Genomic DNA, 25,664 nt, shown 5'->3' on the forward strand with positions numbered 1-25,664 from the left:
GGACGCAGGCCGAGGGACATGCCCTGCGCACGGGCTGTGCACTGGACATATTCCGCATATGCCCACTCGTGGCTGCGAGGAGTGGGCATGTCCCAAAGCCAGGAATGGATCCGTGAATGGTTCGGGGGCGCCGCGCGGTGCGGGACATGGGACATGCCCCGCGCCCGGGCCGTGGACTGGACATATTCCGCATATGCCCGCCCTTGGCTGCGGGGAGTGGGCATGTCCCGACGCCAGGAATGGATCCGTGAATGGTTCGGGGGCGCCGCGCGGTGCGGGACATGGGACATGCCCCGCGCCCGGGCCGTGGACTGGACATATTCCGCATATGCCCACTCGTAGCTGCGAGGAGTGGGCATGTCCCGACGCCAGGAATGGATCCGTGAATGGTTTGGGATGCCGCGGGGTGCGGGCCGAGGGACATGCCCTGCGCCCGGGCCGTGGACTGGACATAGTCCGCATATGCCCAGTCGCGGCTGCGAGGAGTGGGCATGTCCCGAAGCCAAGGATGGGCATGTCCCAAAGTGCGGGGCGCCAGCGGAATTCAGCAGGATCTGCGGCCACCCGTAGAATCGTAAAGTGATATACCCAGCAGCAACAGGTGATTTCCGGCCGGTGGCGGAAGCAGGTCCGGACCACGTCGAGGAGCGCTCGGCCGTCATCGACCTCAAGGCGATACGGCACAACGTCCGGCGGCTGGCCAAGGTGGCTTCGCCGGCGAAGGTGATGGCCGTCGTCAAGGCCGACGCCTACGGCCACGGGGCCATCCCGGTGGCCCGCGCCGCGCTCAGCGCCGGGGCCAGTTGGCTAGGCGTCGCGCATATCTCCGAGGCGCTTGCCCTGCGCGCCGCCGGGATCGAGGCCCCCCTGCTGGCCTGGCTGCACACCCCCGAGAGCAACTTTGCCGCCGCCGTCGCTGCCGGGATCGACATCGGCTGCTCCGGCTGGGAACTGGGCCGGATCGTGACCGCAGCCCGCGAGCAGGAACGCCCAGCCAGGATTCACCTGAAGGTGGACACCGGGCTCGGCCGCAACGGCGCCACCCTGGAGTCCTGGGACACCCTGCTCGGCGAAGCGATGGACTACCAGGACCAGGGCCTGCTGCGGGTGGTGGGCATCTTCTCCCACCTTGCCGTGGCCGACGAACCCGAGCGCCCCGAAACCGACGAGCAACTTGCCGCCTTCCGCGATGTCCTGGCGATGGCCCAGGACGCCGGCGTCGATCCCGAGGTGCGCCACCTCGCGAACACCCCGGCGACGCTGTCCCGCCCGGACACGCACTTCGACCTCGTCCGGGTGGGCCTCGGCATCTACGGGCTCTCACCGTTCGAGGGCCAGAGTTCCGCGGAGGTCGGGCTGCGCCCGGCAATGACGGTGCGCACCGTCGTCTCGCACTGCAAGGACGTGCCCGCCGGCCAGGGTGTCTCCTACGGACTGAACTACCGCACCGGGGGCGCCAGCACGCTGGGCCTCGTCCCGCTGGGATACGCCGACGGCGTTCCGCGCGTCGCCACCGGAGGTCCGATCAGGGTGGCCGGAATCAGCTACCCCGTGGTGGGCCGCATCGCGATGGACCAGATGGTGATCGACCTCGGCCCGCTCCACGTCTCCGCCGGCGGTCCCAGCCTGCTGGGTGCCGAAGCCGTGATGTTCGGAGACGGTGCCGACGGCGGTCCCACCGCCGAGGACTGGGCCAGGGCAGCCGGCACCAACAACTACGAGATCGTCACCCGCATCAGCCCGCGGGTGCCGCGCCGCTACATCAACGAAGAGCCCGCACCCGGCGACGGGGCCGCGCAGTGAGCCACCCGGCCTGGCAGCGGACCCTGGAAGTGGGGACCGCGGAGCAGACACATGCCCTCGCGGCCGGCCTTGGCGCCGAGTTGCAGGCGGGCGACCTGCTAGTGCTCAGCGGCGAGCTTGGCGCCGGGAAGACCACCTTCACGCAGGGGCTCGGCGAGGGCCTTGGCGTCCGCGCCGGAATCATCTCTCCCACGTTCGTGCTGGTGCGGATCCACCCCAACCTTCCGGACGGACCCCGTCCCGGCGGCCCGGACCTGGTCCACGTCGACGCGTACCGGCTCGCCTCTGCTTCCGAAATCGACGACATCGACCTGGAAAACACCATGGACAGTGCAGTGACCGTCGTGGAGTGGGGCCGCGGCCGGGTGGAGCACCTAAGCGAGAGCCGGCTGGAGGTTGAGCTGCAACGCCGGCTGGGTGGCGCCCAGCCCAGCGGCACAGCCCCGTCCGGCCCCGCACAGCTCGGCACCGACGTGCTGGATTTCGACACCGACGACGCCGACGAGCCCAGGACCGTGGTCTTCCGCGGCTTTGGGCCGCGCTGGGCCGAACCGCCCGCCGCCCTTGCCGGAATCCCTGACCTGCCCGCGACCACGGAAACGGACTGAAGATGCTGATCCTCGCCATCGATACCTCGGCCGTTGCCAGCGCGGCGCTCGTTTCCGATGATTCCCTGGAATCTGTCGTCGGCAGCTTCGCCACCGCGGACACCCGCAGCCATGCCGAGGTGTTGGCCCCGGGCATCAAGCAGCTGCTCGCCGCCGCGGGTCTCAGCGGCGCCGACGTCGACGTCATTGTCACCGGGGTGGGACCGGGTCCGTTCACGGGCCTCCGCTCCGGCATCGTCACCGCCCGCAGCCTGGCTTTCGTCTGGCAAAAGCCCCTCTACGGGCTCATGAGCCTGGATGCCATTGCCCTGGAGGTAGCGGAGTCCACGGAAGCGGCCCCGGAGTTCATTGTGGCCACCGACGCGCGGCGCAAGGAGGTCTACTGGGCCCGCTACGCGCTGGCCGGGAGCCAGCTGCCGCAGCTGCTGGACGGGCCGCATGTGGGCTTCGCCGCCGATCTGCCGGACCTTCCGGTCTACGGCGCGGGCGCGGGCCTGTACCCGGACGTCCTCAATGCCGTCCCCGAGTTCGCCGCGCGGCAGCCCGAGGCGCTTTCGCTGGGCCAGTTCGCGCTGGCGCGGCTCGCCGCCGGCGAGCAGCTCCTGGACACCACCCCGTTGTACCTGCGGGAATCGGACGCGCAGGTCCCGGGCCCGCGGAAGCGCGCCCTGTGAACGCCCCGGATACGCCGCGCGGACCGTCCCCGGCAGGTGTGAGCCTCAGGGACATGGCCTCCGCGGACATCCCCGCGGTGCACGAGCTGGAGCGCCGGCTGTTCCCGGTGGACGCCTGGCCCCTGCAGATGTTTGTCGACGAGCTCGCCCAGACCGAGACCCGACGCTACATCGTTGCCGAGTCCGGCGGCTCAATCGTCGGGTACGCGGGGCTGATGTGCATCGAACCCATCGCGGACGTGCAGACCATCGCGGTTGTGCCCGAACAGGAGGGCCGTGGCATCGGTTCGGCGCTGCTGACCGAGCTCATCCGGGAAAGCCGGCGGCGGCATGCGGCCGATGTGCTGCTGGAGGTGCGCGCGGACAACCCCCGCGCCCAGCAGCTCTACCGGCGCTTCGGCTTCGAGCAGATCCATGTCCGGCCGCGCTACTACCGCGACGGCGTCGACGCGCTCATCATGCGCCTCGAGCTGCACGCGACGGAACAGCCAGCGCCCGGCAACACCACGGACCACACACAGCCAAGGGGAACAGGCCAAGAATGAACCACCACCCACGCAGCTCCGCCCCGCTGGTGCTTGGGATCGAGTCCTCCTGCGACGAGACCGGCGTCGGCATCGTCCGCGGCACCCGCCTGCTCGCCAACACCGTCTCGTCCTCCATGGAGGAGCACGTGCGCTTCGGCGGGGTCATCCCCGAGATCGCCTCCCGCGCGCACCTCGACGCCTTCGTCCCCACCCTCCGGGAAGCGCTCGCCGCAGCGGAAGTGACGCTGGACGATATCGACGCCATCGCTGTCACCTCCGGCCCGGGACTGGCCGGAGCCCTGATGGTGGGCGTCTGCGCAGCCAAGGCCCTCGCCGTCGCCACCGGCAAGCCGCTGTACGCGATCAACCACCTCGTGGCGCATGTGGGCGTCGGACTGCTCGAGCCCGGCGGCGGCGCGCCGGAGGACGGCGGCTCGGACGACAGCGGGCAGGCGGCCGGCTCCGGGACCGCCCTGCCGGAGAACCTCGGCGCGCTCCTGGTCTCCGGCGGCCACACCGAGATCCTCCGGATCCGCAGCATCACGGACGACGTCGAGCTGCTGGGCTCCACGATCGACGACGCCGCCGGCGAGGCGTACGACAAGGTGGCCCGGCTGCTGGGGCTCGGCTACCCGGGCGGGCCGGCCATCGACAAGCTGGCACGCACCGGCAATGCGAAGGCGATCCGTTTCCCCCGCGGTCTTACCCAGCCCAAGTACATGGGGACCGCCGAAGAACCCGGCCCGCACCGCTACGACTGGTCCTTCAGCGGACTCAAGACCGCCGTCGCCCGCTGCGTGGAGCAGTTTGAGTCGCGCGGCGAAGCGGTGCCGGTGGCGGACATCGCGGCCGCCTTCCAGGAGGCCGTGGTGGACGTGATCACCTCCAAGGCGGTGCTCGCCTGCCGCGAAAACGGCATCACCGAACTGCTGCTGGGCGGGGGAGTGGCGGCGAACTCGCGGTTGCGCCAGCTCACGGAGCAGCGGTGCACGGCGGCCGGAATCCGGCTGACCGTCCCGCCGCTCTCGCTGTGCACGGACAACGGGGCCATGGTGGCCGCGCTCGGGGCGCAGCTGGTGATGTCCGGAATAGTGCCGAGCGGGCTCGGCTTCGCGCCGGACTCGTCGATGCCGGTGACGAGCGTATCCGCCTAGGAGACGGCCCAGGAATCTAGGCTTCGGGCCCCTTGCGCATCTGCTCGACCAGATCCAGGACGACGGCGCGCAGGTCCCCGCCGTGCTCCGCGGCGACGCGGCGCTGCCGCTGGTAGCCGGCCCCGCGCTCGATAATCTTCTCGACGTCGGCCAGCTCCGCGCTGCAGCCGAGCTTTGCAGCCACGGGCTCGAGCCGGGCCAGCGTCTCCCGCAGGTGCTCGGTGACGAGCTGCTCGTTGCCGTCGGCGTCGAGGATGATAATTGCGTCCAGACCGTAGCGGGCCGCGCGCCACTTGTTTTCCTGGACATGCCAGGGCGGCATGGTCGGGATGGTGCCGCCGTTGTCCAGGATGGTGGAGAACTCGTCCACGAGGCACTGGGTCAGGGCGGCGATGGCCCCCACCTCCTCAAGCGTGGCCAGGCCGTCGCAGATGCGCATCTCGATGGTGCCGAGGTTGGGTACCGGCCGGATGTCCCAGCGGATCTCGGAGAGGGTGTCGATCACCCCGGTGGTGAACATGTCCTGGACGTAGGACTCGTATTCTTCCCAGCTGGAGAACTGGAACGGCAGTCCCGCCGTCGGCAACTGCTGGAACATCAGCGCGCGTTGCGAGGCGTAGCCGGTGTCCTCGCCGCCCCAGAACGGGCTGGAGGCGGAAAGCGCCTGGAAGTGCGGGAAGTAATTGACGAGCCCGTCGAGTACAGGAAGTACCTTGTCGCGGCTGTCGAGGCCCACGTGCACGTGGACGCCGTAGATGACCATCTGGCGGCCCCACCACTGGGTGCGGTCGATCAGCTTGGCGTACCGCGCCTTGTCGGTGACGGGCTGGAGCTGCGGCGGGCTGAAGGGGTGGCTGCCGGCGCAGAAGACTTCGACGCCCATCGGGTCGGTGACCTCGCGCACCGCGGCGAGGGAACTGTTCAGGTCCGCCTTCGCTTCCGCCACGGTGGTGCAGATGCCCGTGACGAGCTCCACCGTGTTGAGCAGCAGCTCCTGTTTGATGTGCGGGTGTTCGTCATCCTCGTTCAGCTCGGGATGCCGGGCGGACACGCCGCGGAGCACCTCGCTGGCCACCGAGGCCAGCTCACCGGTTTCGGCGTTGACGAGCGCGAGCTCCCATTCCACACCAAGAGTTGATTGCCTGGATGAAGCGAAATCAATCTTCATGTGGTCCCTTCGCTGTTTTGTTGCCCGCCGGAGTTTGTCACCCGCCAGTGTGTGTTCGCCGCCGGTGTTCATTGGCCGCTGGTGTTCATTGGCCGCTGGTGCAGCCCGGTTGCGGCATGCAGTGGCCAGGCAGCGGTGTTCAAAGTCTAGTGCAGGGGTAGCATCCAACTGGTGGTCAAGTTACAGCTGATGCGTGAGAGTTTTCACAGAAGAAGCCTGTTCCCGGCAGCCGCGGCGGTTCTGCCAGGGCTCTCCCTGGTATCCACAGGCTGCACCGGCCCCGTCGGGCGGCAAGGGCCTGGTTCCGGCTGCCGCTGAGCCGTTGCCGTGGCGTTTCGTGGCGTTTAATGGTGCTGTGCCCATCCTGAATAAAGACATGACCCTGTGCATCTCGCTCTCGGCCCGGCCGAGCAACAACGGGACCCGCTTCCACAACCACCTGTACGAACAGCTGGGCCTGAACTGGATCTACAAGGCCTTCGCCCCCACCGACCTGGCCCAGGCCATCGCCGGCGTGCGGGGCCTGGGCATCCGCGGCTGCGCCGTGTCCATGCCATTCAAGGAAGACGTCATCGCCCTCGTGGATGTCATGGACCCGTCCGCGAAAGCCATCGACTCGGTCAACACGATCGTCAACGACGGCGGTAAGCTCACGGCCTACAACACCGACTACACGGCGATCGAGCAGCTGCTGGAACGCAACGCCGTCCCCACGGACTACACGGTGTGGCTGCTGGGCGCCGGTGGAATGGCGAAGGCCACTGCGGCGGCACTGCGCGACGCCGGATTCCGGCACGTCACGATCATCGCCCGCAACGAGGCGGCCGGCCGGACGCTCGCCGGGCTCTACGGATTCGAATGGCGTGCAGTACTCCCGGCCCCGGATTCCGCAGAGGGCACAGCCGACCTGCTGATCAACGTGACGCCCGTCGGCATGGCTGGCGGCCCCGAGTCCGGCGCCCTGTCCTTCCCGCCGGAAGCCGTGGCGGCCGCGAAGGTGGTGTTCGATGTTGTGGCGCTGCCCGCCGAAACGCCGCTGATCAAAGCCGCGCGGGCGGCCGGCAAGCAGGTGATCACCGGCGCCGAGGTCGCCACCATCCAGGCCCTCGAACAGTTCGTGCTCTACACGGGCATCCGGCCCAGCGACGAACAGGTCCGTGCCGCCGAGGAGTTCATGCGGGCCCAGTAGCCCCGCCCCGCAAGGCCGGCCCTAGGCCGGTTCCACCGAGATGGCCACCCGCTCCTCCCCGATCCTGGTGAGGACCAGGGTGGCCGTCTTCTTGGCCGCATTCTTGGCGCTCCTGCCGCCGCCGGGGAGCAGTTGCTTGCGCAGTTCCTCCGGCGTGACCGAGGTGCCGCGCTTCTTGATGTCAAGGACGCCCACGCCGTTGTCCTTGACCCAGGACTTGAGCGCCTTGACGTTGAACGGCATCACCTCAAGGACCTTGTACGCGCGGGCATACGGGGTATCGTGCAGTTCCGGCGCGCAGATATAGGCGATGTGTTCGTCCAGCAGATGACCGCCCAGCTGGAGCGCGACGTCGGCGACCAGGCCGGCGCGGATCACGGCGCCGTCGGGCTCGTAGAGGTAGCCATCCACCGGGCCCAGCGGGGCCTCCGGCCCGGCGCCGAAGTCCTCCGAGCTGGTGAGCTCCGCGGCGCCTTGCGGGCCGAGTACCAGCGCGGCACGCCGGATTCCGGGTCGGCGGACCGCGTTGAACCACAGCGCAACTTCGGTGACGTCGCCGCCCACCGAGACCCACTGCGCCTCGCAGTCCTCCGGGACGGAGGCATGCGGCATGCCCGGGCCCATCTTCACGCCGACGGCACGGCCGGACGAGGCCAGGGATTCCACGAAGGACAGCGGGGGGGAGAAGTCCTCCGGATCCCAGAGTCGCTTGGTCCCGGAACTTGAGGTGGTGCGGCGGGCCGGGTCCAGCCAGACGCCGTCAATCCCGTCGAGCGGGACGGCGGCGGCATCGGCATGGACGACGGTGGCGTTCCGGAACGGGATCAGGTTCATCGTGGCGCAGGCGGCGGTGGTTTCGTCCAGTTCCACGGCGGTCACCTTGATGTCCAGCGAGGCCAGGGCCATTGCGTCGGCTCCCAGTCCGCAGCCCAGATCCGCCACATGGGCAATCCCGGCCTCGGCGAAGCGCTGCGCGTGCCGCGCCGCTACGGTCAGCCGGGTGGCCTGTTCCAGGCCGGCCCGGGTGAAAATCATCTGCCGGGCGAATTCACCGAACTTCGCTTCCGCCTTTGTCCGCAGGCGGGACTGGGTGAGTGCCGCGGACACCAGTTCGGGGGAATGGCCGGCCTTCCGGAGCGAGGCGTTGAGGCGGAAGGCCTCCTCCTCGCGGTACGGTCCCAGCGAGGCCAGCAGCTCCCAGCCCTCCGGATTGAGGAGCGGGGCGATCTGGTCCTGCGTAGTCTCAGCCATGCCATCAAGCGTAGTTCAGGCGGGGAACGCCCGGCGCGCCCGATAGGCTGGACGGCATGGATGGCAGGGACACAGACGACTTCGGCACGGCAGGCACCCGGGAGAACGCCGTCGGGGAGGCCCGGGACAGCCGGGGACTGGCCCGCTTCGCCCGGCCGGCGCTGATCGCCGGCGTCGTGATCGCCGTCGTGTGCGTGGCGTTGCTCGTCATTATCTTCTTACTGGACTCCTTCAATGCGACCGTCTACTCGGTCGGCGGCAAAGACGTGAAGGATGCGACCGATGAGGCGCGCGCGATCCGTGACACCTATGCCGCAGCCCGGGTGGGCGGCATCATCGCCCTCGTCCTCGGCGCGGTCGCTGCCCTCGCCGGCGGCTTTGTGCTGTACCGCGAACGCAACGCCTCCGCCCGGATCGAGGAAGACGACGACGGCCAGGACTGGGACTACGAGGACCTGGCGGGGGAGTAGGCCGCCCCAGCCTGGGCGCGGACCGAGGGACATGCCCATCCTTCGGCACCAGCACCGGACATATTGCCGATATGTCCGGTGCCGGCCGGTTGCGATGGGCATGTCCGTCACTCCGGACGGTCCCGCCGGACGTTCACCAGTGACGAACTTCTGGCACTCACCTTGACCGAGTGCTAACTACTTACATAGAGTCGTCATTAGCACTCTCCCTAGGCGGGTGCTAACACGTGAAGCATGTTCCGCCGGGCTACTGCCGGCACCGCGACGACGGTTTGTACGCCACGGATCACCGCTTCATAGTCCACAAATTTGCTGACGAAAAGGAGAGGTCCGAGTGTCGGTCTCTATTAAGCCTCTTGAGGATCGTATTGTTGTCCGCCCGCTCGAAGCCGAGCAGACCACGGCTTCCGGCCTGGTTATCCCGGACTCCGCACAGGAGAAGCCGCAGGAAGGCGAAGTTGTTGCAGTAGGCCCCGGCCGCTTTGATGACAATGGCAACCGCGTTCCCGTTGACGTTGCCGTTGGCGACGTTGTCATCTACTCCAAGTACGGCGGAACCGAAGTTAAGACCGGCGGCACCGAGTACCTCGTGCTCTCCGCCCGCGACGTTCTGGCGATCGTCGTAAAGTAACTCTCTTGGACCCCCGCGCCGCCGATCCTTCGCTTTGAACGAACGGCTGCGCGGGGTTCTGTCTTGAAAGGACAAAACCATGGCAAAGCAGCTTGCGTTTAACGACGCTGCCCGCCGGTCGCTCGAAGCCGGCATCGATAAGCTCGCCAACACGGTCAAGGTGACGCTCGGCCCGCGCGGCCGCAACGTCGTGCTGGACAAGAAGTGGGGCGCCCCCACGATCACCAACGACGGTGTGACCATCGCCCGCGAAGTAGAGCTGGACGACCCGTACGAAAACCTTGGCGCACAGCTCGCCAAGGAGGTCGCCACCAAGACCAACGACGTCGCCGGCGACGGTACCACCACCGCCACCGTCCTCGCCCAGGCCCTGGTCAAGGAAGGCCTGCGCAACGTTGCCGCCGGCGCCGCCCCGGGCCAGATCAAGCGCGGCATCGAGGTCTCCGTCGAGGCCGTGGCCGCCCGCCTGCTCGAAAACGCCCGCCCGGTCGAGGGCACCCAGGTGGCCAACGTGGCCGCGATCTCCGCACAGAGCGACGAGGTCGGCGAGCTCCTGGCCGAGGCCTTCGGCAAGGTCGGCAAGGACGGTGTGATCACCATCGAGGAGTCCTCCACCACGCAGACCGAACTGGTCCTCACCGAGGGCATGCAGTTCGACAAGGGCTACCTGTCCCCGTACTTCGTCACCGACGCGGAACGCCAGGAAGCAGTCCTCGAAGACGCCCTTATCCTGATCAACCAGGGCAAGATCTCCTCGGTCCAGGAATTCCTGCCGCTGCTGGAAAAGGCGCTGCAGAGCTCCAAGCCGCTCTTCATCATCGCCGAAGACGTCGACGGCGAGGCACTCTCCACGCTGATCGTCAACCGTATCCGCGGCACCCTGAACGTCGTGGCCGTCAAGGCTCCCGGTTTCGGAGACCGCCGCAAGGCCATGCTGCAGGACATCGCGACCCTCACCGGCGCGCAGGTTGTCTCCCCGGAACTGGGCCTCAGCCTGGACACCGTGGGCCTTGAGGTCCTGGGTACCGCCCGCCGCATCACCGTCACGAAGGACAACACCACCATCGTTGACGGCGCCGGTTCGGCCGAGGACGTCGCGGCCCGGGTTGCCCAGCTGCGCGCCGAGCTGACCCGCACCGATTCGGACTGGGACAAGGAAAAGCTGCAGGAACGCCTGGCCAAGCTGGCCGGCGGCATCGGCGTGATCAAGGTTGGCGCTGCCACCGAGGTCGAGCTGAAGGAAAAGAAGCATCGCATCGAGGACGCCGTGTCCTCCACACGCGCGGCCCTCGAAGAAGGCATCGTGGCCGGGGGCGGCTCCGCCCTCATCCACGCCCTCAAGGCGCTTGATGAGGATCCGGCTGTCCAGGCGCTCGACGGCGACGCGGCAGCTGCCGTGGGCATCGTCCGCCGGGCCCTGACCCAGCCGCTGCGCTGGATCGCCCAGAACGCCGGCTTTGACGGCTACGTCGTCGTCGCCAAGGTGGCCGAATCCGCCGTCAACCAGGGCTTCAACGCCAAGACCGGCGAATACGAGGACCTGATCGCGGCCGGTGTCATCGACCCCGTCAAGGTCACCCGCGCGGCCCTCCGCAACGCGGCCTCCATCGCGGCGCTGGTTCTCACCACCGAAACCCTCGTGGTGGAAAAGCCGGCCGACGAGGACGAGCACGCCGGACACCAGCACTAAGGTTTCCGCGCACTAGTTCCTGTGCAAAGAAGGGACCGGACCAGCGTCAGCTGGTCCGGTCCTTTTTGTTCCCCGGAGCCATGCCGTCGGGGTCCGGGCATCGTGGCCGGCGTCATCCGAAAGGGACCGACGCCGAACCGGGTTGTATAGTTGCTCTGGCTGTCTTGCGTTGTTTCTACGGGGGTTCATATGTCTGGAGCGGTAACGCTCGTCTCGCCGCGCGAAACGAGCGCCGAGCCACGTCCTGCCCGGGGGACGAAATTCAGGCCGGAAATTCAAGGACTGCGTTCGCTCGCGGTGCTCATGGTGGTCACCTACCACATCTGGTTTGGCCGGGTGTCCGGCGGCGTCGATATCTTCCTGCTGATCTCGGCGTTCCTGATGACGCTGCAGTTCGTGGGGCGCTTCGAACGGGTCTCGCGGATGGACCTAGTCAAGCATTGGCTCCACCTGTTCCGTCGACTCCTGGCCGGGGCGGCAGTCGTCATCTTAAGCGTGCTGGCGGCCAGCTACTTCTTGTTGCCCCGCACCCGTTTTCCGGACGTGGTCGAGCAAAGCTGGGCATCGCTGTTCTACGTTGAAAACCGGTTGCTGCAGTCCGAGGCTGTTGACTACTACGCGGCGGACCACGCCATGGCCAGCCCGCTCCAGCACTTCTGGTCACTCTCCATTCAAGGCCAGATTTTCATTCTGTGGCCGCTTATCTTTGCTGGCGCAGCGTTCCTCGCACGACGGTACAACCTCCGCTACCGGGCGCTGCTCAGCTACATCTTCGCCGCGATCTTCCTGGCTTCGCTGACCTTCTCGATCTACTACACGGCCACCAACCAGTCCCAGGCCTACTTCGACACCGGCGCTCGGCTCTGGGAGTTTGCGCTGGGCACGCTGCTGGCACTCTTCCTGCCCGGACTGAGCCTGCTGTCCCGGCCGGTCCGCGTCGTCCTCGGCTGGATCGGCGTCGTGGCCATGATCAGCTGCGGCTTCATCCTGGACGTGGAGGGGGCCTTCCCCGGCTTCGTGGCGCTCTGGCCGACCCTGGCCGCCGGCTGCATCATCCTGGCCGGGCAGACGAACAGCCGCTGGGGAGTTGACCGTATCCTCAGCTCCGGCCCGCTCGTGAAACTCGGTGACAACTCCTACGCGCTCTACCTCTGGCACTGGCCGGTGCTGGTGCTGGCCCTGGCCTGGAGCGGCAAGGAGCACGCGGGGTGGCTTTCGGGCAGCGTAATCATCGCCGTCTCACTGGGCCTCGCGTTCCTTACCACTCGCTTCGTCGAGAAGCCGTGGCGGTCCTGGGCGTGGCCGGAAGTGCGACGTCGGCGCGCTGCCGTCGCCGTCGCGCTTGCCCTCGCGGTGGTCGCCCTGCCCCTGACGGCGTTGCAGCTCCAGCAGCACCTCCAGGCGGAGGCCGCGATGTCGCAATCGCAAAGAAACAATCCCGGCGCCCTGGCGCTGCTGCCCGGATTCGTCAGCGCTGCCGACGGCGACGCCGCGATCCTGCCTCTGCCCGAACAGCTCAACAAGGACTGGGCCAGCCTCGGCAACCGGTGTTCCGGCGACCTCGAGCCTTCGAGCCCGGCGCTGAGAAGCACGTGCTCACAGAACAACGCGCCGGACAAACCCGCCAAAACACTCCTCGTGCTGGGTGATTCCCACGCGCAGCAATGGCTGGCCGCCATCGACGCCGTCGGCAAGCAAAAGGGCTGGCGGGTCTACTCGATGCTCAGGGCCGGCTGCCGGTACAGCGTCTCCGCCCAGAGGCGCTCCATTCCTTGCGACAGCTACAACGCAGCCGTGACGGAGGAGGTCACCGACAATCCGCCGGACGCCATCATCACCGTCGGTACCGTCGCCGCGGTATCTTCCCCCGCTGAAAAGCTCTCCCCGGACCTCGAAGCAACCGCAAGGTTCTGGACCGAGAAGCACGTCGAGATGGTGGCGATCCGGGACAACCCACGCTTCAATTTCAATATCGCCGAATGCGCGGCCAACAAGGGAGAGGACAGCCCGGACTGCCAACGCGCCGAACGCGACGTGCTGGCCGCCAAGAGTCCCCTCGCTGCGCTCCAGGGCCGGGTGCCGGGCCTGTCCATGGTCGACATGACGGACCTGATCTGCGACGGAAAAATCTGTCCCGGGGTGGTGGGGAACACCTTCGTCTACAAGGACAACAATCACCTAACCCGAACCTACGTGGCTTCGATGGCTTCGGTCTTCGGCCAGCGGCTCCTGGAATCGACCGGCTGGAAATAGCCCGGCGACCGGCTGGATGTAGCGCGCAGGCCCCGCAGGGGACGCCCCGGGGCCGCCCCGGTGCAGCTCAGTGGTGCAGGCGCTGGGCGTTCCTCCGCAGCTTCCGCGCGGCGTCGCGCGGCAGCCGCTTCGTGACTAGCCGGTAAAACAGCAGCACCGCCACCGCCGAGACAATAATCCCGACCAAGTTCACAAGGAGCTGGAGGGCGGAACCTGCGGCCTTCTGGTACTCGCCCAGCACGAGGGAAACCGCTACGAAACCGGCGGCCGGGACGGTGGTCACGGAGATGAACACCCCGATGAGGGCCGCCGAGCGCCGGCTGATCACGGACAGCATGCCGGCGGTCCCTGCCAGCAGGGCGACAATCAGGGAATAGGGCCCCGGGTGATAGATGAACTCCACAGCCGAACCGCGGTCCAGGGCGTCAGCTGGAAAGAGCCCGAGTGGTACGGAGAGCCAGGCCGTGAAGGCCGCCGCCAGCATCGCGACCGGGAACCCGACGCCGAGTGCCAGTGCCGCGCTGCGCCCCAGCCGCCACTGGCGCCGCACCAGGGCCACGGCCAGGGCGGCGAGCGGGCCGAACTCGGGCCCCACCGCCATGGCACCGACGATCGCGATGGTCGAGTCGGTGACGATGCCGATCGCGGCCAGCTGCGTCGCGAGGACCAGAAACGCCAGGTAGCTCCACGTCAGCCGGGAATCCTCCCCGGTCTGCCGCGACACCTCATCCCAGATCATCGCGTCCGCGCCTTCGCCGGGCGCCTCAGCGACCGCCTGATCCGCGCGATCGGAAAGCACCAGCTCCGGCGTGGTGACCGAGATGGAGCCAACGTCCTGGACGTTCAGGGCGTGGAGTTTTTCGATCAGCGACTCGACGGACTCCCGTGCCATGAACACGAGGATGACGTTGCCCGGCGGCACCACCGAGGCGCCGGGGTGCAACGCAACCTCCGCGACGCCAAGCTCACCGGAGCAGCACTCCACCACGGCTCCGGAGAGCTCCTCCGGGACACATATCCGCACCTGCACGATCACTCGCGGCCTCCTTCGACTCGTAACAGCCTAGCCTCGCCGGTACGCCCTGCCCCGGGAATCCCGGGCGGAAGGCGCCCCGGAAATTGGCAATGAAAATTACGGTTCGGTAACATTGATGTTTTGGAAGCCAGCCTGAGGGATCCCGCGTGACGAACGAGCGAACCATAGCCAGCCCGCAGCACGCGGCCGCGGGTTCTCCCGCGAGCCGAAAATCGGGGTACCGCCCGGAGGTGCAGGGCCTGCGTGCCCTCGCCGTTCTTATGGTGGTGACCTACCACGTGTGGCTTGGCCGGGTCTCCGGTGGCGTCGACATCTTCCTGCTCATCTCGGCCTTCCTGATGACCCTGAGCTTTGCCCGCAAGGTGGAAAGCGGTAAGCCGCTCCGCCTGGTGAGCCACTGGCTGCATCTGCTCAAGCGGCTGCTGCCCGCCGTCGTCGTGGTGGTCCTGGGCGTGCTGGCAGGCACCTGGGCCATCCTGCCGGCAAGCCGCTGGCCGGACATCCTCGACCAGGCCTGGGCGTCACTGTTGTACCGGCAGAACTGGCTGCTCGCGGACTCTGCCGTGGACTACTACGCCCAGGACCACTCGGGAGCCAGCCCGCTGCAGCACTTCTGGTCGCTGTCCATCCAGGGGCAGGTCTTCCTGCTGTGGCCGCTCGTGTTCGCGGGCGCCGCCCTGCTGCGCAAGGGACTGCGCTACGCGCTGCGCCGCTGGACCGGGGTGGACGAACGACTGCTGAATTACCGCCTGTTCCTGGCCCTCGCGTTCGGCGCCATCTTCGCCGCGTCGCTGGTTTACTCGATCGAGCAGACCGCCAGCAACCAGGCCTACGCCTACTTCGACACCCGTGCGCGGCTCTGGGAATTCGCTTTGGGCTCGCTGCTGGCGCTGGCCCTGCCGTACCTGAAACCGGGAAGGATCCTGCGCCTGGTGCTGGGCTGGGCGGGACTGGTGGCGATGCTCTCCTGCGGGCTGCTGCTGACGGTCGACCGCTCCTTCCCCGGATTCATCGCGCTGTGGCCGACGCTGGCTGCCGCCGCCATCATTGTGGCGGGGCAGAGCGGCAGCCGGTTCGGCGTGGACCGTTTCCTGACCTGGCGGCCGCTCGTCGCCCTCGGCGACAACTCCTACGCCCTCTACCTTTGGCACTGGCCGTTGCTGGTGCTGGCCTTGGCCGGGATGGGAGTCAGCGCGCCGGACCTGTGGCAGGGGCTCGCGATAGTCGCCATCTCCGTGGTGCTGGCCGTGCTCACCACCCGCTTCGTGGAGAAGCCGCTGCGCGAGTGGCACTGGCCGCAGCGCCGCGCCTGGCGCACCGCCGTCGTCATCGCCGCCTGCGGGGCCCTGCTGGCCGGCCCGGTGACTTTGTGGCAGAGCCACATTGTGGCCGACGAAGCCGCGGCCGCGTCCCAGCCGAAGGAACTGACGCCCGGCGCCGCAGCCTTGGCCCCGGAGAACGCCGGGAAGCCGACGCCGGAGGCCAAGATCATCCCGGCACCGGCCGCCATGAAGAACGAATGGGCCGACATCGACGGGCTCTGCACCGACGGCAACGTGCCCAGCGACCCCCTCCTGCAGGGCTGCCTGCAGAACAGCCGGCCGGACAAGGTCACCAAGAAAATCGTGGTGCTCGGCGACTCGCATGCGCAGCAGTACATGGCCGCGCTGGGCCCCATCGCCAAGAGCCACGGCTGGGAGGTCGTCACCCTGCTCAAGGGAAACTGCCGCTTCGGGGGAGAGTCACCCGAGCGGGATGCCGACTGCAACGCCTTCAACAAAGCCAGCTCCGACTACGTCCTGTCGCACAAGCCCGACGCCGTCTTCACGGTCGCGTCGCTGACGCACAAGGAGGCGCCGTTCGAAACCGAGGTGCCGCAGTACCTGGAGGGGATCAAGCCCTTCACCGACGCCGGCATCGAGGTTGTCGGCATCCGCGACAACCCGCGGTTCACCACCAACATGCCCGAATGCGTCCAGAAAAAGGGCCCCGACGCCGCCGAGTGCAACGTCCCGCTGCAGGAATCCCTGGCGGCGTCCTCACCGCTGGACGACTACCGCGGCAAGGTTGCCCGCCTGCACCTGATGGACATGAGCGACTTCATCTGCGCCGACGGGACCTGCCCCGCCGTCGTCGGGAACGTGTACGTCTACAAGGACGACAACCACCTGACCAAGACCTACGTCCAGAGCATGATCCCAATGTTCGAAAAGCGGCTGCTCGCCGCCACCGGCTGGAAGTGACGCCCCCGGCGCCGCCAGTCGGATGCCGTTGCTCACATTCGCGTCCCGGAATATGGGGATCGCCGCCAAGGTTCTAGTATTTACACAACACTTCTGCACAGGCCATGCCCGTAATGACGGGCTGGTCATCTGCTGCAACCCCTACCCGTGACCCCAGAAACCCAAGGTAAGAGGCGCACTCATGACCCAGCCCGAACACGACCCTTTCGGCTTTGTTGGCCTGACCTACGACGACGTCCTGCTCCTGCCGGGACACACCAACGTCATCCCCTCCGAAGCTGATACCTCCTCGCGGATCTCGAAGCGCATCACGGTGAACACGCCGCTGCTGTCCGCCGCGATGGACACCGTCACCGAGTCGCGGATGGCCATCGCCATGGCCCGCCAGGGCGGCCTTGGCGTCGTGCACCGGAACCTCTCGATCGCCGACCAGGCCGACCAGGTGGACCGGGTCAAGCGCAGCGAGTCCGGCATGATCACCAACCCCCTCACCATCGGCCCCGAGGCCACGCTGGCCGAGTTGGACGAGATCTGCTCGCACTACCGGGTCTCCGGCCTGCCGGTCGTGGACGAGGGCATGCGGCTGCTGGGCATTGTCACCAACCGCGACACCCGCTTCGTGCCGGAGACGGATTTCCCGATCCGGCTGGTCAGCGATGTCATGACCAAGATGCCGCTGGTCACCGGTCACGTCGGCATCAGCCGCGAGGAAGCCTCGCACAAGCTTGCCACCAACAAGATCGAGAAGCTCCCGCTCGTCGACGAGCAGGGCCGGCTCACGGGCCTCATCACCACCAAGGACTTCACCAAGGCCGAGCAGTACCCGCTGGCCACCAAGGACGACGAGGGCCGGCTGCGCGTCGGTGCCGCCATCGGGTTCTTCGGTGACGGCTGGGAGCGGGCCATGGCCCTGATCGACGCCGGCGTGGACGCCCTCTTCGTGGACACCGCCAACGGCCACTCGCAGGGCGTGCTGGACATGATCCGCCGGCTGAAGTCCGACCCGGTGGCAGCGCACGTGGACATCATCGGCGGCCAGGCGGCCACCCGCGAAGGCGCCCAGGCCCTGATCGACGCCGGCGCCGACGGCATCAAGGTCGGCGTCGGCCCCGGATCCATCTGCACCACCCGCGTCGTCGCCGGCGTCGGCGTCCCGCAGATCACCGCCATCTACGAGTCCGCCAAGGCGGCCATCCCGGCCGGCGTGCCGCTGATCGCCGACGGCGGCCTGCAGTACTCCGGCGACATCGGCAAGGCCCTGGTCGCCGGTGCGGACACCGTCATGCTCGGTTCCCTGCTGGCCGGCTGCGACGAGTCCCCGGGCGACCTGATCTTCGTCAACGGCAAGCAGTTCAAGAGCTACCGGGGGATGGGTTCGCTGGGGGCCATGCAGACCCGCGGCAAGAACACCTCCTACTCCAAGGACCGCTACTTCCAGGCCGACGTTTCCGGTGACGACAAGCTCATCCCGGAGGGCATCGAAGGCCGCGTGGCGTACCGCGGCCCGCTCTCCTCCGTGGCCTACCAGCTGGTCGGCGGCCTCCGCCAGACCATGTTCTACACCGGAGCACCCACCGTCCCCGAGCTCAAGGCCCGTGGCAAGTTCGTCCGGATCACCCCGGCCGGGCTGAAGGAATCCCACCCGCATGACATCCAGATGACGGTGGAGGCGCCGAACTACGGTTCGCGCTAGTCCCCGGCGCCGTGGGCCCACCCGGCCCCTGCCACCACGCCAACTTGAAGGGCCACGGGATTCGTCCCGTGGCCCTTCCGCGTTCCGCCGCCGCGGCCCGCAACTAGGCTGGAGGCATGTCCGAACTCCTGCCCGCACGCGAGCCGAAGCGGAAACTGGCGCTGCGGCCTTACGCCCGGGCCGTTGCGCAGGTTCTGCGGGTCAGCTTCCGCGCCTCGCCCGCCGCCGTCGTCATGAAAGTCGTGGGCTCGCTGGTCTCGGCGCTGCTGCCCCTCGTCACCACCTACTACGCCGCGCTGACCACGACGGCGCTGGCAGCCGCCTATTCGGGAAACGCCGCCGCCGGGCAGCAGGCCATCGTCTACGTCATCATCACCGCGGCGCTTGGCCTGTTCTGGGGAGCCTTCAGCAGCGTGGACCGCTACATCCAGCAGCTGATGAGCTTCCGGGTCGGCGCGATCGTCGGGGACCTGATGTACGAGCGGTTCCTCGCCCTCGACTTCTGGCGCTATGACGACAAGGAAACGGTGGACCTGTACGACCGGGCGAAGCGCTTCTCCGATTCCTACGCCCGGGTCCTGGACCGGATCGCCGCCATCTTCACCCAACTGGTTTCGGTGGTCCTGGCGATCGGCGCGCTGCTGCTGGTCAGCTGGTGGATCGCGGTGATCGTTTTGGTCGCGATCGTGCCCAGCGTCTACCTGCAGTTCAAACTGTCGCGGGAACAGATCGCGCACTGGAACACGCAGGTCGATTCACGCCGGCAGCGCCGGATGATCGAAACCAACCTGTTGCGCCCGCAGCACATCGCCGAGATGCGGCTCTACGGGATCGTCGGCTACCTGATGGGGCTCCGCTCCCGGCTCCGGGACGCGGATGAGAAGCGCCGGCTCGACTTCCAGAAGCGCTACATCCCCAAACAGCTCGCCGCCGACGCCCTGCAATACGGCGCGGAGGTGGTCTCGCTGATCTGGGTGGTGGGCCAGATCATCGCCCGGGCCCAGCCGGTGGGGCAGTTCCTCTACGTCCAGCAGATCGTCAGCCGCGCCCTGTCCACCGCCAACAGCCTCGTCTCCTCGCTCAGTTCCATCGACGAGGACCTCGCCAACCTCAAGGACTACGAGCTGTTCATGGCGCTGCCCGTCCACTCCGACCATGCCCCGCCCCTGCTCCAGGCGCCCCGGACCGTGGAACTGCGGGATATCCGGTTCACCTACACCGGCAGCGAGCTGGAGGTCATCAAAGGGATCTCGCTGACCATCCGGCAGGGCCAGCACATCGCGGTAGTGGGCGAGAACGGCGCCGGCAAGTCCACCCTGATCCGGATCCTCGCCGGGCTCTACCGCCCGGATTCGGGCCAGGTGCTGCTCGACGGCGTGGACCTCGCCGCCGTCGACGTGAAGTCGTGGCACCGCCACCTCGCGGTGCTCAGCCAGGAGTTCCTGAAGTACGAGTTCGCCACCGCGGCGGAGAACATTTTCTTCGGCGACGTCGATGCGCCGCGCGACGACGACCGGATCCGCCGGGCCGCGTCGGACGCGGAGGCCCTCGAGTTCATCAACAAGCTGCCCAACGGGCTGGATAACCACGTCAGCAACTGGATGGAGGACCCGCGCGGCCGGAAGGGCAGCGGCCTGTCCGGCGGGCAGTGGCAGCGCCTGGCCATGGCCCGGAACTTCTACCGGGACGCGTCCTTCATGGTGATGGACGAACCGACGTCGGCAATCGACGCCCTGGCCGAGCACCGGATCTTCACCCGGCTCTTCGCCGACCGCAGCAGCACGATCATCGCCATCAGCCACCGGCTCGCCACGATCGAGAAGGCGGACATCGTCTACATGCTCGAGGACGGCCGGATCGTGGAGCAGGGCACGCACAAGGAACTCGTGGCACTGCGCGGCCGCTATTTCCGGATGTTCGAATCGCAGCTCGCCGTCGACGAGGCCGAGGGGGTCTGAGCCGCCGGACATGCCCTCTGCCGGCGACGTCCCGTGGACGTAGCGGTGTTATGTCCACTCCGGGGCACAAAGAATGGGCATGTCCTCCCGGGGAGGGAGGGCATGCCCATTCTTAGCAGCGGCCGGTGGTGCTACGAGGTAGTCACCGAGGTGTCGTCAAGGTAGAAGTACGTTGCCAGGGAGGAATCCTCCACGCCGACGAACCGCAGCGTGACGGTCTTGCCCTTGAACGAGGACAGGTCCAGCGTCTTCAGGACATAGCCGGTGGACTTGTTCAGGTTGGAGTAGGTGGCCAGCGTCGTGGTCACGCCGCCGCTGATGGCCTGGACCTTCAGGGTGTCGTACGCGGTGCTGGTGGTGGTCTCATCCGAGAGCGTCTTCAGGTAGAAGGACAGCGAGGAGCCGCTGACGGAGGACGGGATGGAAAAGGCCTGGTCCAGCGTGTACGACGTCGACTTGCCCCAGCCGTTCAGCCCCGCGAAGCCGCTGCCGCTGCGGGCGGCCGTGCCGGTCTCGAAGGTGTCCGACTGGTTGGAGGTCCAGGACGCCGAGCCGCTTTCAAAGCCGGGGTTCAGGAGCAGGTTGCCCGACGGCGGCGGCGGGTTGCTTCCGCCGAGGAGCCCCATCGTAGCCGTGGCGTCAGAGAGGCCGGCGCCGCAGCCCTTGGTGCAACCGCCGGGCATGGCCCGGGTGCCCTGCCGGAGCGTGGACTCGACCTGGGCCGGGGTGAGGGCCGGTGACTTGGACTTCATCAGGGCGACGAGCCCGGCGACGTGCGGGGTCGCCATCGACGTGCCCTGGTAGCTGGCGTAGCCCGCCGCACCCGGCGTCGTGGTTCCGGTGTTGAGCGTGGAGAGGATGCCTCCGCCGCTGACGCTGGTGTCGCCGCCCGGAGCGGTGAGATCCACGGTGGCGCCGTAGTTGGAGTAATAGGAGAGGGCGCCGCTCGGGTTGCTGGCGGCGACGGTCACCACCGAGTTGCAGTTGGCCGGACGGAAGCCGGAGGCATCCTGGTTGCTGTTGCCGGCAGCCACCACCACGGTCGTGCCCCGCGACACGGCGGAGTCGATGGCGGCCTGGTAGGTGGTGCCGCAGGCGCCGGAGCCGCCCAGGCTCATGTTGATGACCCTGGCCGGATTGGCGTTGGCGGGGATCCCGGAGACAGTCCCGCCGGAGGCCCAGATGATGGCGTCCGCGATGTCGGAGAGGGAGCCGCCGCACTTGGCGAGGACCCGGACCGGCAGGACCTTGGCGTTGGGCGCGACACCGGCCACGCCGGTGGAGTTACCCGTCACCGCGGCGATGGTGCCGGAGACGTGCGTGCCGTGCCAGGAGGAGTTGCCGGCGGTGGTCTGCCCGCACTCGCCGGCGGCGTACCAGTCACCCTGGTCCTGGGCGTTGGAGTCGCGGCCGTTGCCGTCGCGCGCAGCGTTGGCATCGGAGACGAAGTCGTAGCCCGGCAGCACGTTGGCGTCCAGGTCCGGGTGTGCGGTGATGCCGGTGTCGATCACGGCAACGGTGGACCCCGACCCGGTGGAGACATCCCAGGCGCCGGGGATCCGCATGCCATTGGCGCCGGTGAAGTCCCACTGCTCCCCGTAGCGGGTGTCGTTCGGCGTCAGGACGGCCGTCATGCGGGCGTCGGGTTCGACGGCATTGACGGCGCCGGAAGCGACGATCGAGTCCATGAAGTCCGTGGCGGCCTGGTCGGACAGGGGTTTGTCGGAGGCGATCAGGGTCGCTCCGGTAGCCAGGGCGCGCAGCTCCCGTACGCTCACCCCCTGCTGTTTGGCGGCCTTGCCCCAGGCGTTCGCGCGGCCGTTGGGGGTGGCGTTGCCCGGGGTCTTCTTGAAACTGACGATGAACTGCGTGTACGCCTCGCCGGCGTTGACGTCCGGCGCGGGGACATTTTCGGTGGCGACCGGCCCGGTGCCGGGGGCGGCGAGCACCGGGGTGACGGCGAGGGTCATGGTTCCGACGACGGCGGCCAGCGACAGGGCCAGGACGCGGGACTTCCTGAGTGATGCACTTCCCATGGGTTCTGCTTTCTTTAACCGGGCATTGCGGAATGCCCGGAACTGGGTGTGGAGGCCCCCGGCGAAATCCCCGGCCGGCCGAAAGTAAACGTAAGGGCATTTTCAGGTTTTGTAAACTATTGACAGATCGTGTCAAGTAAGTGTGAGCTATCGATTAATTCGGGTGCATACTTCGCTATCGGCCGGCCCGGCAACGCCGCCGCGGCGGCCGCCGCCGTGCCCCCGCGGGCCGGCCCGCAGCCCGGCAGGCGCGGCCAATGCCGGGTCCCCGGCCCGGTCAAGTAAAGTGGGGACGTGACTTACGAGATTGAGATTGGCCGTGGCAAGCGTGGGCGTCGTGCCTACTCCCTGGACGACATTGCGATCGTCCCCAACCGACGTACCCGCGATCCCAAGGACGTCTCCGTCTCCTGGCAGATCGATGCCTACAAGTTCGATATGCCCGTCATTGCCGCGCCGATGGATTCCGCGATGTCCCCGGAAACCGTCATCGCACTGGGCCGCCTCGGCGGCCTCGGCGTCCTCGACCTGGAAGGCCTCTGGACCCGTTACGAGGACCCGCAGCCGGTCCTGGACCAGATTGCCGCCCTCGAAAACGAGACCAACAGCCCGGCCGTCACCCGCCGGATGCAGGAGCTCTACCAGGCCCCGATCCAGCCCGAACTGATCACCTCGCGGCTCGCCGAAATCCGCGCCGCAGGCGTGACCGTGGCCGGCTCCCTGACGCCGCAGCGCACCCAGGAGCACTACAAAACCGTCGTGGCCGCCGGCGTTGACATCTTCGTCATCCGTGGCACCACGGTCTCAGCCGAGCACGTCTCCAAGGACCACGAGCCGCTGAACCTCAAGCAGTTCATCTACGAACTCGACGTCCCGGTGATCGTCGGCGGGGCGGCCGGCTACACCCCGGCCCTGCACCTGATGCGCACCGGCGCCGCCGGCGTGCTGGTCGGCTTCGGCGGGGGAGCGACGAGCACCACCCGCCGCGCCCTGGGCATCCACTCGCCGATGGCCTCCGCCATCTCCGACGTCGCGGCCGCCCGCCGGGACTACATGGATGAATCCGGCGGCCGCTACGTGCATGTGATCGCCGACGGCGGCATGGGCACCTCGGGCGACATCGTCAAGGCCATCGCCATGGGAGCCGACGCGGTCATGCTCGGCAGCGCCCTGGCCCGCGCCGAAGAGGCTCCAGGCAAGGGCTGGCACTGGGGCCAGGAAGCCCACCACCTCGAACTGCCCCGCGGCGACCGGGCCAACGTCGGCACCGTCGGACCGCTCGAGGAGGTCCTGTTCGGCCCGGGCCACCACACCAACGGGACCTCGAACCTGATCGGCGCGCTGCGCCGATCAATGGCGACCACCGGCTACTCGGACCTGAAGGAATTCCAGCGCGTCGACGTCGTCGTCTCCCCGTACGCCGGAAACTGAGCCCGGCGCCGGCGGGGCCAAGACCCTGCCCATCCGAAGAACTTGGAAGTAGTGTGGTGCACTACGAGGTTTGATCCGGATGGAGGCGTGAGATGAACAGTTTTCCCGGTGGTGCTCCCTTGGCCGGTGGCGCGCTAGGGCCCGCGGAACGCGAAGCGTCCCTCGCGGTTCTCAAAGCCAGCACCCAGCCCGGCAAGGAACTCGACATCCTGATCGTCGGTGGCGGCATTGTCGGCGCCGGCGCCGCCCTCGATGCCGTGACCCGCGGCCTCAGCGTGGGCATCGTCGAGGCCAACGACTGGGCTGCGGGCACCTCGTCGCGGTCCTCGAAGCTCATCCACGGCGGCCTGCGGTACTTGGAGATGCTGGACTTCGCGCTGGTCAAGGAGGCCCTGCACGAGCGCGGGCTGATCCTCTCCGTGCTCGCCCCGCACCTTGCCCGGCCCGTCCCATTCCTCTACCCGCTCACCAAGCGGTTCGTGGAACGGCCCTATGTAGGCTCCGGCATCGCGCTCTACGACGCCATGTCCATCACCGGCGGCCACAGCCGCGGCGTCCCGTTCCACAAGCACCTGAGCAGGCGCGGCACCCTGCGGGCGGCGCCCAGCCTTAAAGACGACGCCTTCGTCGGGTCCATCCGCTACTACGACGGCCAGGTCGACGACGCGAAGTACGTCGCGAACCTCGTCCGCACCGCCGCCTACTACGGCGCGCACGCGGTGAACCAGATGGCCGTTGTCGACTTCCTCCGCGAGGGCGAACGGGTGGTCGGGGCCAAGGTCGTCAACCACGAGGACGGCTCCAGCTTCAACATCCGGGCCAAGCAGGTCATCAATGCCACCGGCGTCTGGACCGATGAAACCCAGGCCATGGTCACCGACCGCGGCCAGCTCAAGGTCCGCGCCTCCAAGGGCATCCACCTGGTGGTGCCGCGCGACCGCTTCCAGTCCACGGTGGGCCTGATCCTGCGGACCGAGAAGTCCGTGCTGTTCGTTATTCCCTGGGGCCGGCACTGGATCATCGGCACCACCGACACGGACTGGCACCTGGACAAGGCGCACCCGGCGGCGTCCAGCAAGGACATCGACTACATCCTCGAGCACGTCAACAAGGTCCTCAAGCGGCCGCTGACCCGCGAGGACGTCGAAGGCGTCTATGCGGGACTGCGCCCGCTGCTGGCCGGGGAGAACGACTCAACGGCCAAGCTCTCCCGCGAACACGTGGTGGCGCACCCGGTGCCCGGCCTCGTCGTCGTGGCCGGCGGCAAGTGGACCACCTACCGGGTCATGGCCAAGGACGCCGTCGACGAAGCCACCCGCAGCATGGACGAACGCGTCCCGCCGTCCTGCACCGAGTCCATCCCGCTGCTCGGTGCGAGCGGCTTCAAGGCTGCCTGGAACAAGCGCAACCGGATGGCGGAAGAAACCGGAGTGCACGTCGCGCGGATCGAACACCTGCTCAACCGCTACGGTTCGATGGCCCCGGAAGTGCTGGCGCTGATCGGGGAGAACCCCGAGCTGGCCGAGCCGCTGCCGGGCGCGGACGACTACCTCGCAGCCGAGGCCGTCTACGCGGCCAGGTACGAGGGGGCCCGCCACGTCCAGGATGTGCTGACCCGCCGGACCCGCATTTCCATCGAGGCGTGGGACCGCGGTGTGTCCGCGGCGCCGGTAGTCGCTAAACTGATCGGTGAGGTTCTCGGCTGGAGCGACGCGCAGCGCGAGAGCGAGATCAAGCACTACCTGGCCCGGGTCGACGCGGAACGGCTGAGCCAGGAGCAGCCGGACGACGAATCCGCCGACGCAGCACGCCTGGGCGTCGAGGACATCGTTCCGCTGCGCTGACCGGG

General features: G+C 67.9%; 19 protein-coding genes. 15 read left to right on the forward strand and 4 right to left on the reverse strand.

The features are described from left to right. Positions 1-579: 579 nt before the first annotated feature. From alr to tsaD, 5 genes are read left to right on the forward strand one after another with little or no spacing between them, the layout of a single operon-like run. Positions 580-1,803, forward strand: a complete 1,224-nt coding sequence (gene alr, locus AC1DB8_RS03130; RefSeq protein ID WP_476892137.1) for an alanine racemase — start codon at positions 580-582, stop codon at positions 1,801-1,803. Continuing rightward, positions 1,800-2,411: a tRNA (adenosine(37)-N6)-threonylcarbamoyltransferase complex ATPase subunit type 1 TsaE gene (tsaE, locus tag AC1DB8_RS03135; RefSeq protein ID WP_476892138.1), complete on the forward strand. Its 612-nt coding sequence runs from the start codon at positions 1,800-1,802 to the stop codon at positions 2,409-2,411. Before alr ends, tsaE begins: the two co-directional genes overlap by 4 nt. Positions 2,412-2,413: 2 nt before the next feature. Next, positions 2,414-3,085, forward strand: coding sequence for a tRNA (adenosine(37)-N6)-threonylcarbamoyltransferase complex dimerization subunit type 1 TsaB (tsaB, locus tag AC1DB8_RS03140; RefSeq protein WP_476892139.1), 672 nt, complete (start codon positions 2,414-2,416; stop codon positions 3,083-3,085). Between the two features lie 53 nt (positions 3,086-3,138). Next, a complete protein-coding gene (rimI, locus tag AC1DB8_RS03145) occupies positions 3,139-3,630 on the forward strand; it encodes a ribosomal protein S18-alanine N-acetyltransferase (RefSeq protein WP_441417085.1) in 492 nt (163 codons plus the stop codon). Next, positions 3,627-4,766 carry a tRNA (adenosine(37)-N6)-threonylcarbamoyltransferase complex transferase subunit TsaD gene (gene tsaD / locus AC1DB8_RS03150; RefSeq protein ID WP_476892140.1) on the forward strand — a complete coding sequence of 380 codons (1,140 nt, stop codon included), beginning with the start codon at positions 3,627-3,629 and terminating at the stop codon, positions 4,764-4,766. Before rimI ends, tsaD begins: the two co-directional genes overlap by 4 nt. A 16-nt stretch (positions 4,767-4,782) precedes the next feature. Here the strand turns inward: tsaD and AC1DB8_RS03155 are convergent, their stop codons facing one another. Then, positions 4,783-5,934 carry a glutamate--cysteine ligase gene (locus tag AC1DB8_RS03155; RefSeq protein ID WP_476892141.1) on the reverse strand — a complete coding sequence of 384 codons (1,152 nt, stop codon included), beginning with the start codon at positions 5,932-5,934 and terminating at the stop codon, positions 4,783-4,785. Positions 5,935-6,289: 355 nt separating this feature from the next. Here AC1DB8_RS03155 and AC1DB8_RS03160 point away from each other — a divergent pair, with 355 nt between their 5' ends. Next, positions 6,290-7,123 carry a shikimate 5-dehydrogenase gene (locus AC1DB8_RS03160; RefSeq protein ID WP_476892142.1) on the forward strand — a complete coding sequence of 278 codons (834 nt, stop codon included), beginning with the start codon at positions 6,290-6,292 and terminating at the stop codon, positions 7,121-7,123. A gap of 21 nt (positions 7,124-7,144) precedes the next feature. Here AC1DB8_RS03160 and AC1DB8_RS03165 read toward each other — a convergent pair whose 3' ends face one another. Continuing rightward, positions 7,145-8,374: a THUMP-like domain-containing protein gene (locus AC1DB8_RS03165; RefSeq protein ID WP_441417089.1), complete on the reverse strand. Its 1,230-nt coding sequence runs from the start codon at positions 8,372-8,374 to the stop codon at positions 7,145-7,147. A 56-nt stretch (positions 8,375-8,430) separates the two neighbouring features. Between AC1DB8_RS03165 and AC1DB8_RS03170 the strand changes: the two genes are divergently transcribed. From AC1DB8_RS03170 to AC1DB8_RS03185, 4 genes are all read left to right on the forward strand, one after another. Further along, on the forward strand, positions 8,431-8,844 hold the full coding sequence (locus tag AC1DB8_RS03170) for a hypothetical protein (RefSeq protein WP_476892143.1): 414 nt from the start codon (positions 8,431-8,433) through the stop codon (positions 8,842-8,844). A 334-nt stretch (positions 8,845-9,178) separates the two neighbouring features. Next, entirely contained in the window at positions 9,179-9,475 is a 297-nt protein-coding gene (groES, locus tag AC1DB8_RS03175; RefSeq protein ID WP_028275747.1) for a co-chaperone GroES, read from the forward strand. A 79-nt stretch (positions 9,476-9,554) separates the two neighbouring features. Beyond that, positions 9,555-11,165: a chaperonin GroEL gene (groL, locus tag AC1DB8_RS03180; RefSeq protein ID WP_175321229.1), complete on the forward strand. Its 1,611-nt coding sequence runs from the start codon at positions 9,555-9,557 to the stop codon at positions 11,163-11,165. A 189-nt stretch (positions 11,166-11,354) separates the two neighbouring features. Continuing rightward, complete coding sequence (locus AC1DB8_RS03185; RefSeq protein WP_476892144.1) at positions 11,355-13,418, forward strand: acyltransferase family protein; 2,064 nt, start codon at positions 11,355-11,357, stop codon at positions 13,416-13,418. Between the two features lie 67 nt (positions 13,419-13,485). On the opposite strand, the gene AC1DB8_RS03190 is transcribed toward AC1DB8_RS03185, so the two are convergent. Further along, on the reverse strand, positions 13,486-14,454 hold the full coding sequence (locus tag AC1DB8_RS03190; protein WP_476892145.1) for a DUF389 domain-containing protein: 969 nt from the start codon (positions 14,452-14,454) through the stop codon (positions 13,486-13,488). 146 nt (positions 14,455-14,600) lie between these two features. Between AC1DB8_RS03190 and AC1DB8_RS03195 the strand changes: the two genes are divergently transcribed. From AC1DB8_RS03195 to AC1DB8_RS03205, 3 genes are all read left to right on the forward strand, one after another. Beyond that, entirely contained in the window at positions 14,601-16,697 is a 2,097-nt protein-coding gene (locus AC1DB8_RS03195) for an acyltransferase family protein (RefSeq protein WP_476892146.1), read from the forward strand. A gap of 181 nt (positions 16,698-16,878) precedes the next feature. Then, entirely contained in the window at positions 16,879-18,390 is a 1,512-nt protein-coding gene (gene guaB / locus AC1DB8_RS03200; protein WP_476892147.1) for an IMP dehydrogenase, read from the forward strand. Between the two features lie 116 nt (positions 18,391-18,506). After that, positions 18,507-20,348: an ABC transporter ATP-binding protein gene (locus tag AC1DB8_RS03205; RefSeq protein WP_476892148.1), complete on the forward strand. Its 1,842-nt coding sequence runs from the start codon at positions 18,507-18,509 to the stop codon at positions 20,346-20,348. A 131-nt stretch (positions 20,349-20,479) separates the two neighbouring features. On the opposite strand, the gene AC1DB8_RS03210 is transcribed toward AC1DB8_RS03205, so the two are convergent. Then, entirely contained in the window at positions 20,480-22,384 is a 1,905-nt protein-coding gene (locus AC1DB8_RS03210) for a S8 family peptidase (protein WP_476892149.1), read from the reverse strand. 294 nt (positions 22,385-22,678) lie between these two features. On the opposite strand from AC1DB8_RS03210, the gene AC1DB8_RS03215 reads away from it, so the two are divergent. Next, on the forward strand, positions 22,679-23,815 hold the full coding sequence (locus AC1DB8_RS03215; RefSeq protein WP_441417097.1) for a GuaB3 family IMP dehydrogenase-related protein: 1,137 nt from the start codon (positions 22,679-22,681) through the stop codon (positions 23,813-23,815). A gap of 92 nt (positions 23,816-23,907) precedes the next feature. Beyond that, positions 23,908-25,659, forward strand: a complete 1,752-nt coding sequence (locus AC1DB8_RS03220; protein ID WP_175321236.1) for a glycerol-3-phosphate dehydrogenase/oxidase — start codon at positions 23,908-23,910, stop codon at positions 25,657-25,659. Positions 25,660-25,664 lie beyond the last annotated feature (5 nt).

The sequence above is a fragment of the Arthrobacter sp. 10N410 genome, assembly GCF_056394945.1.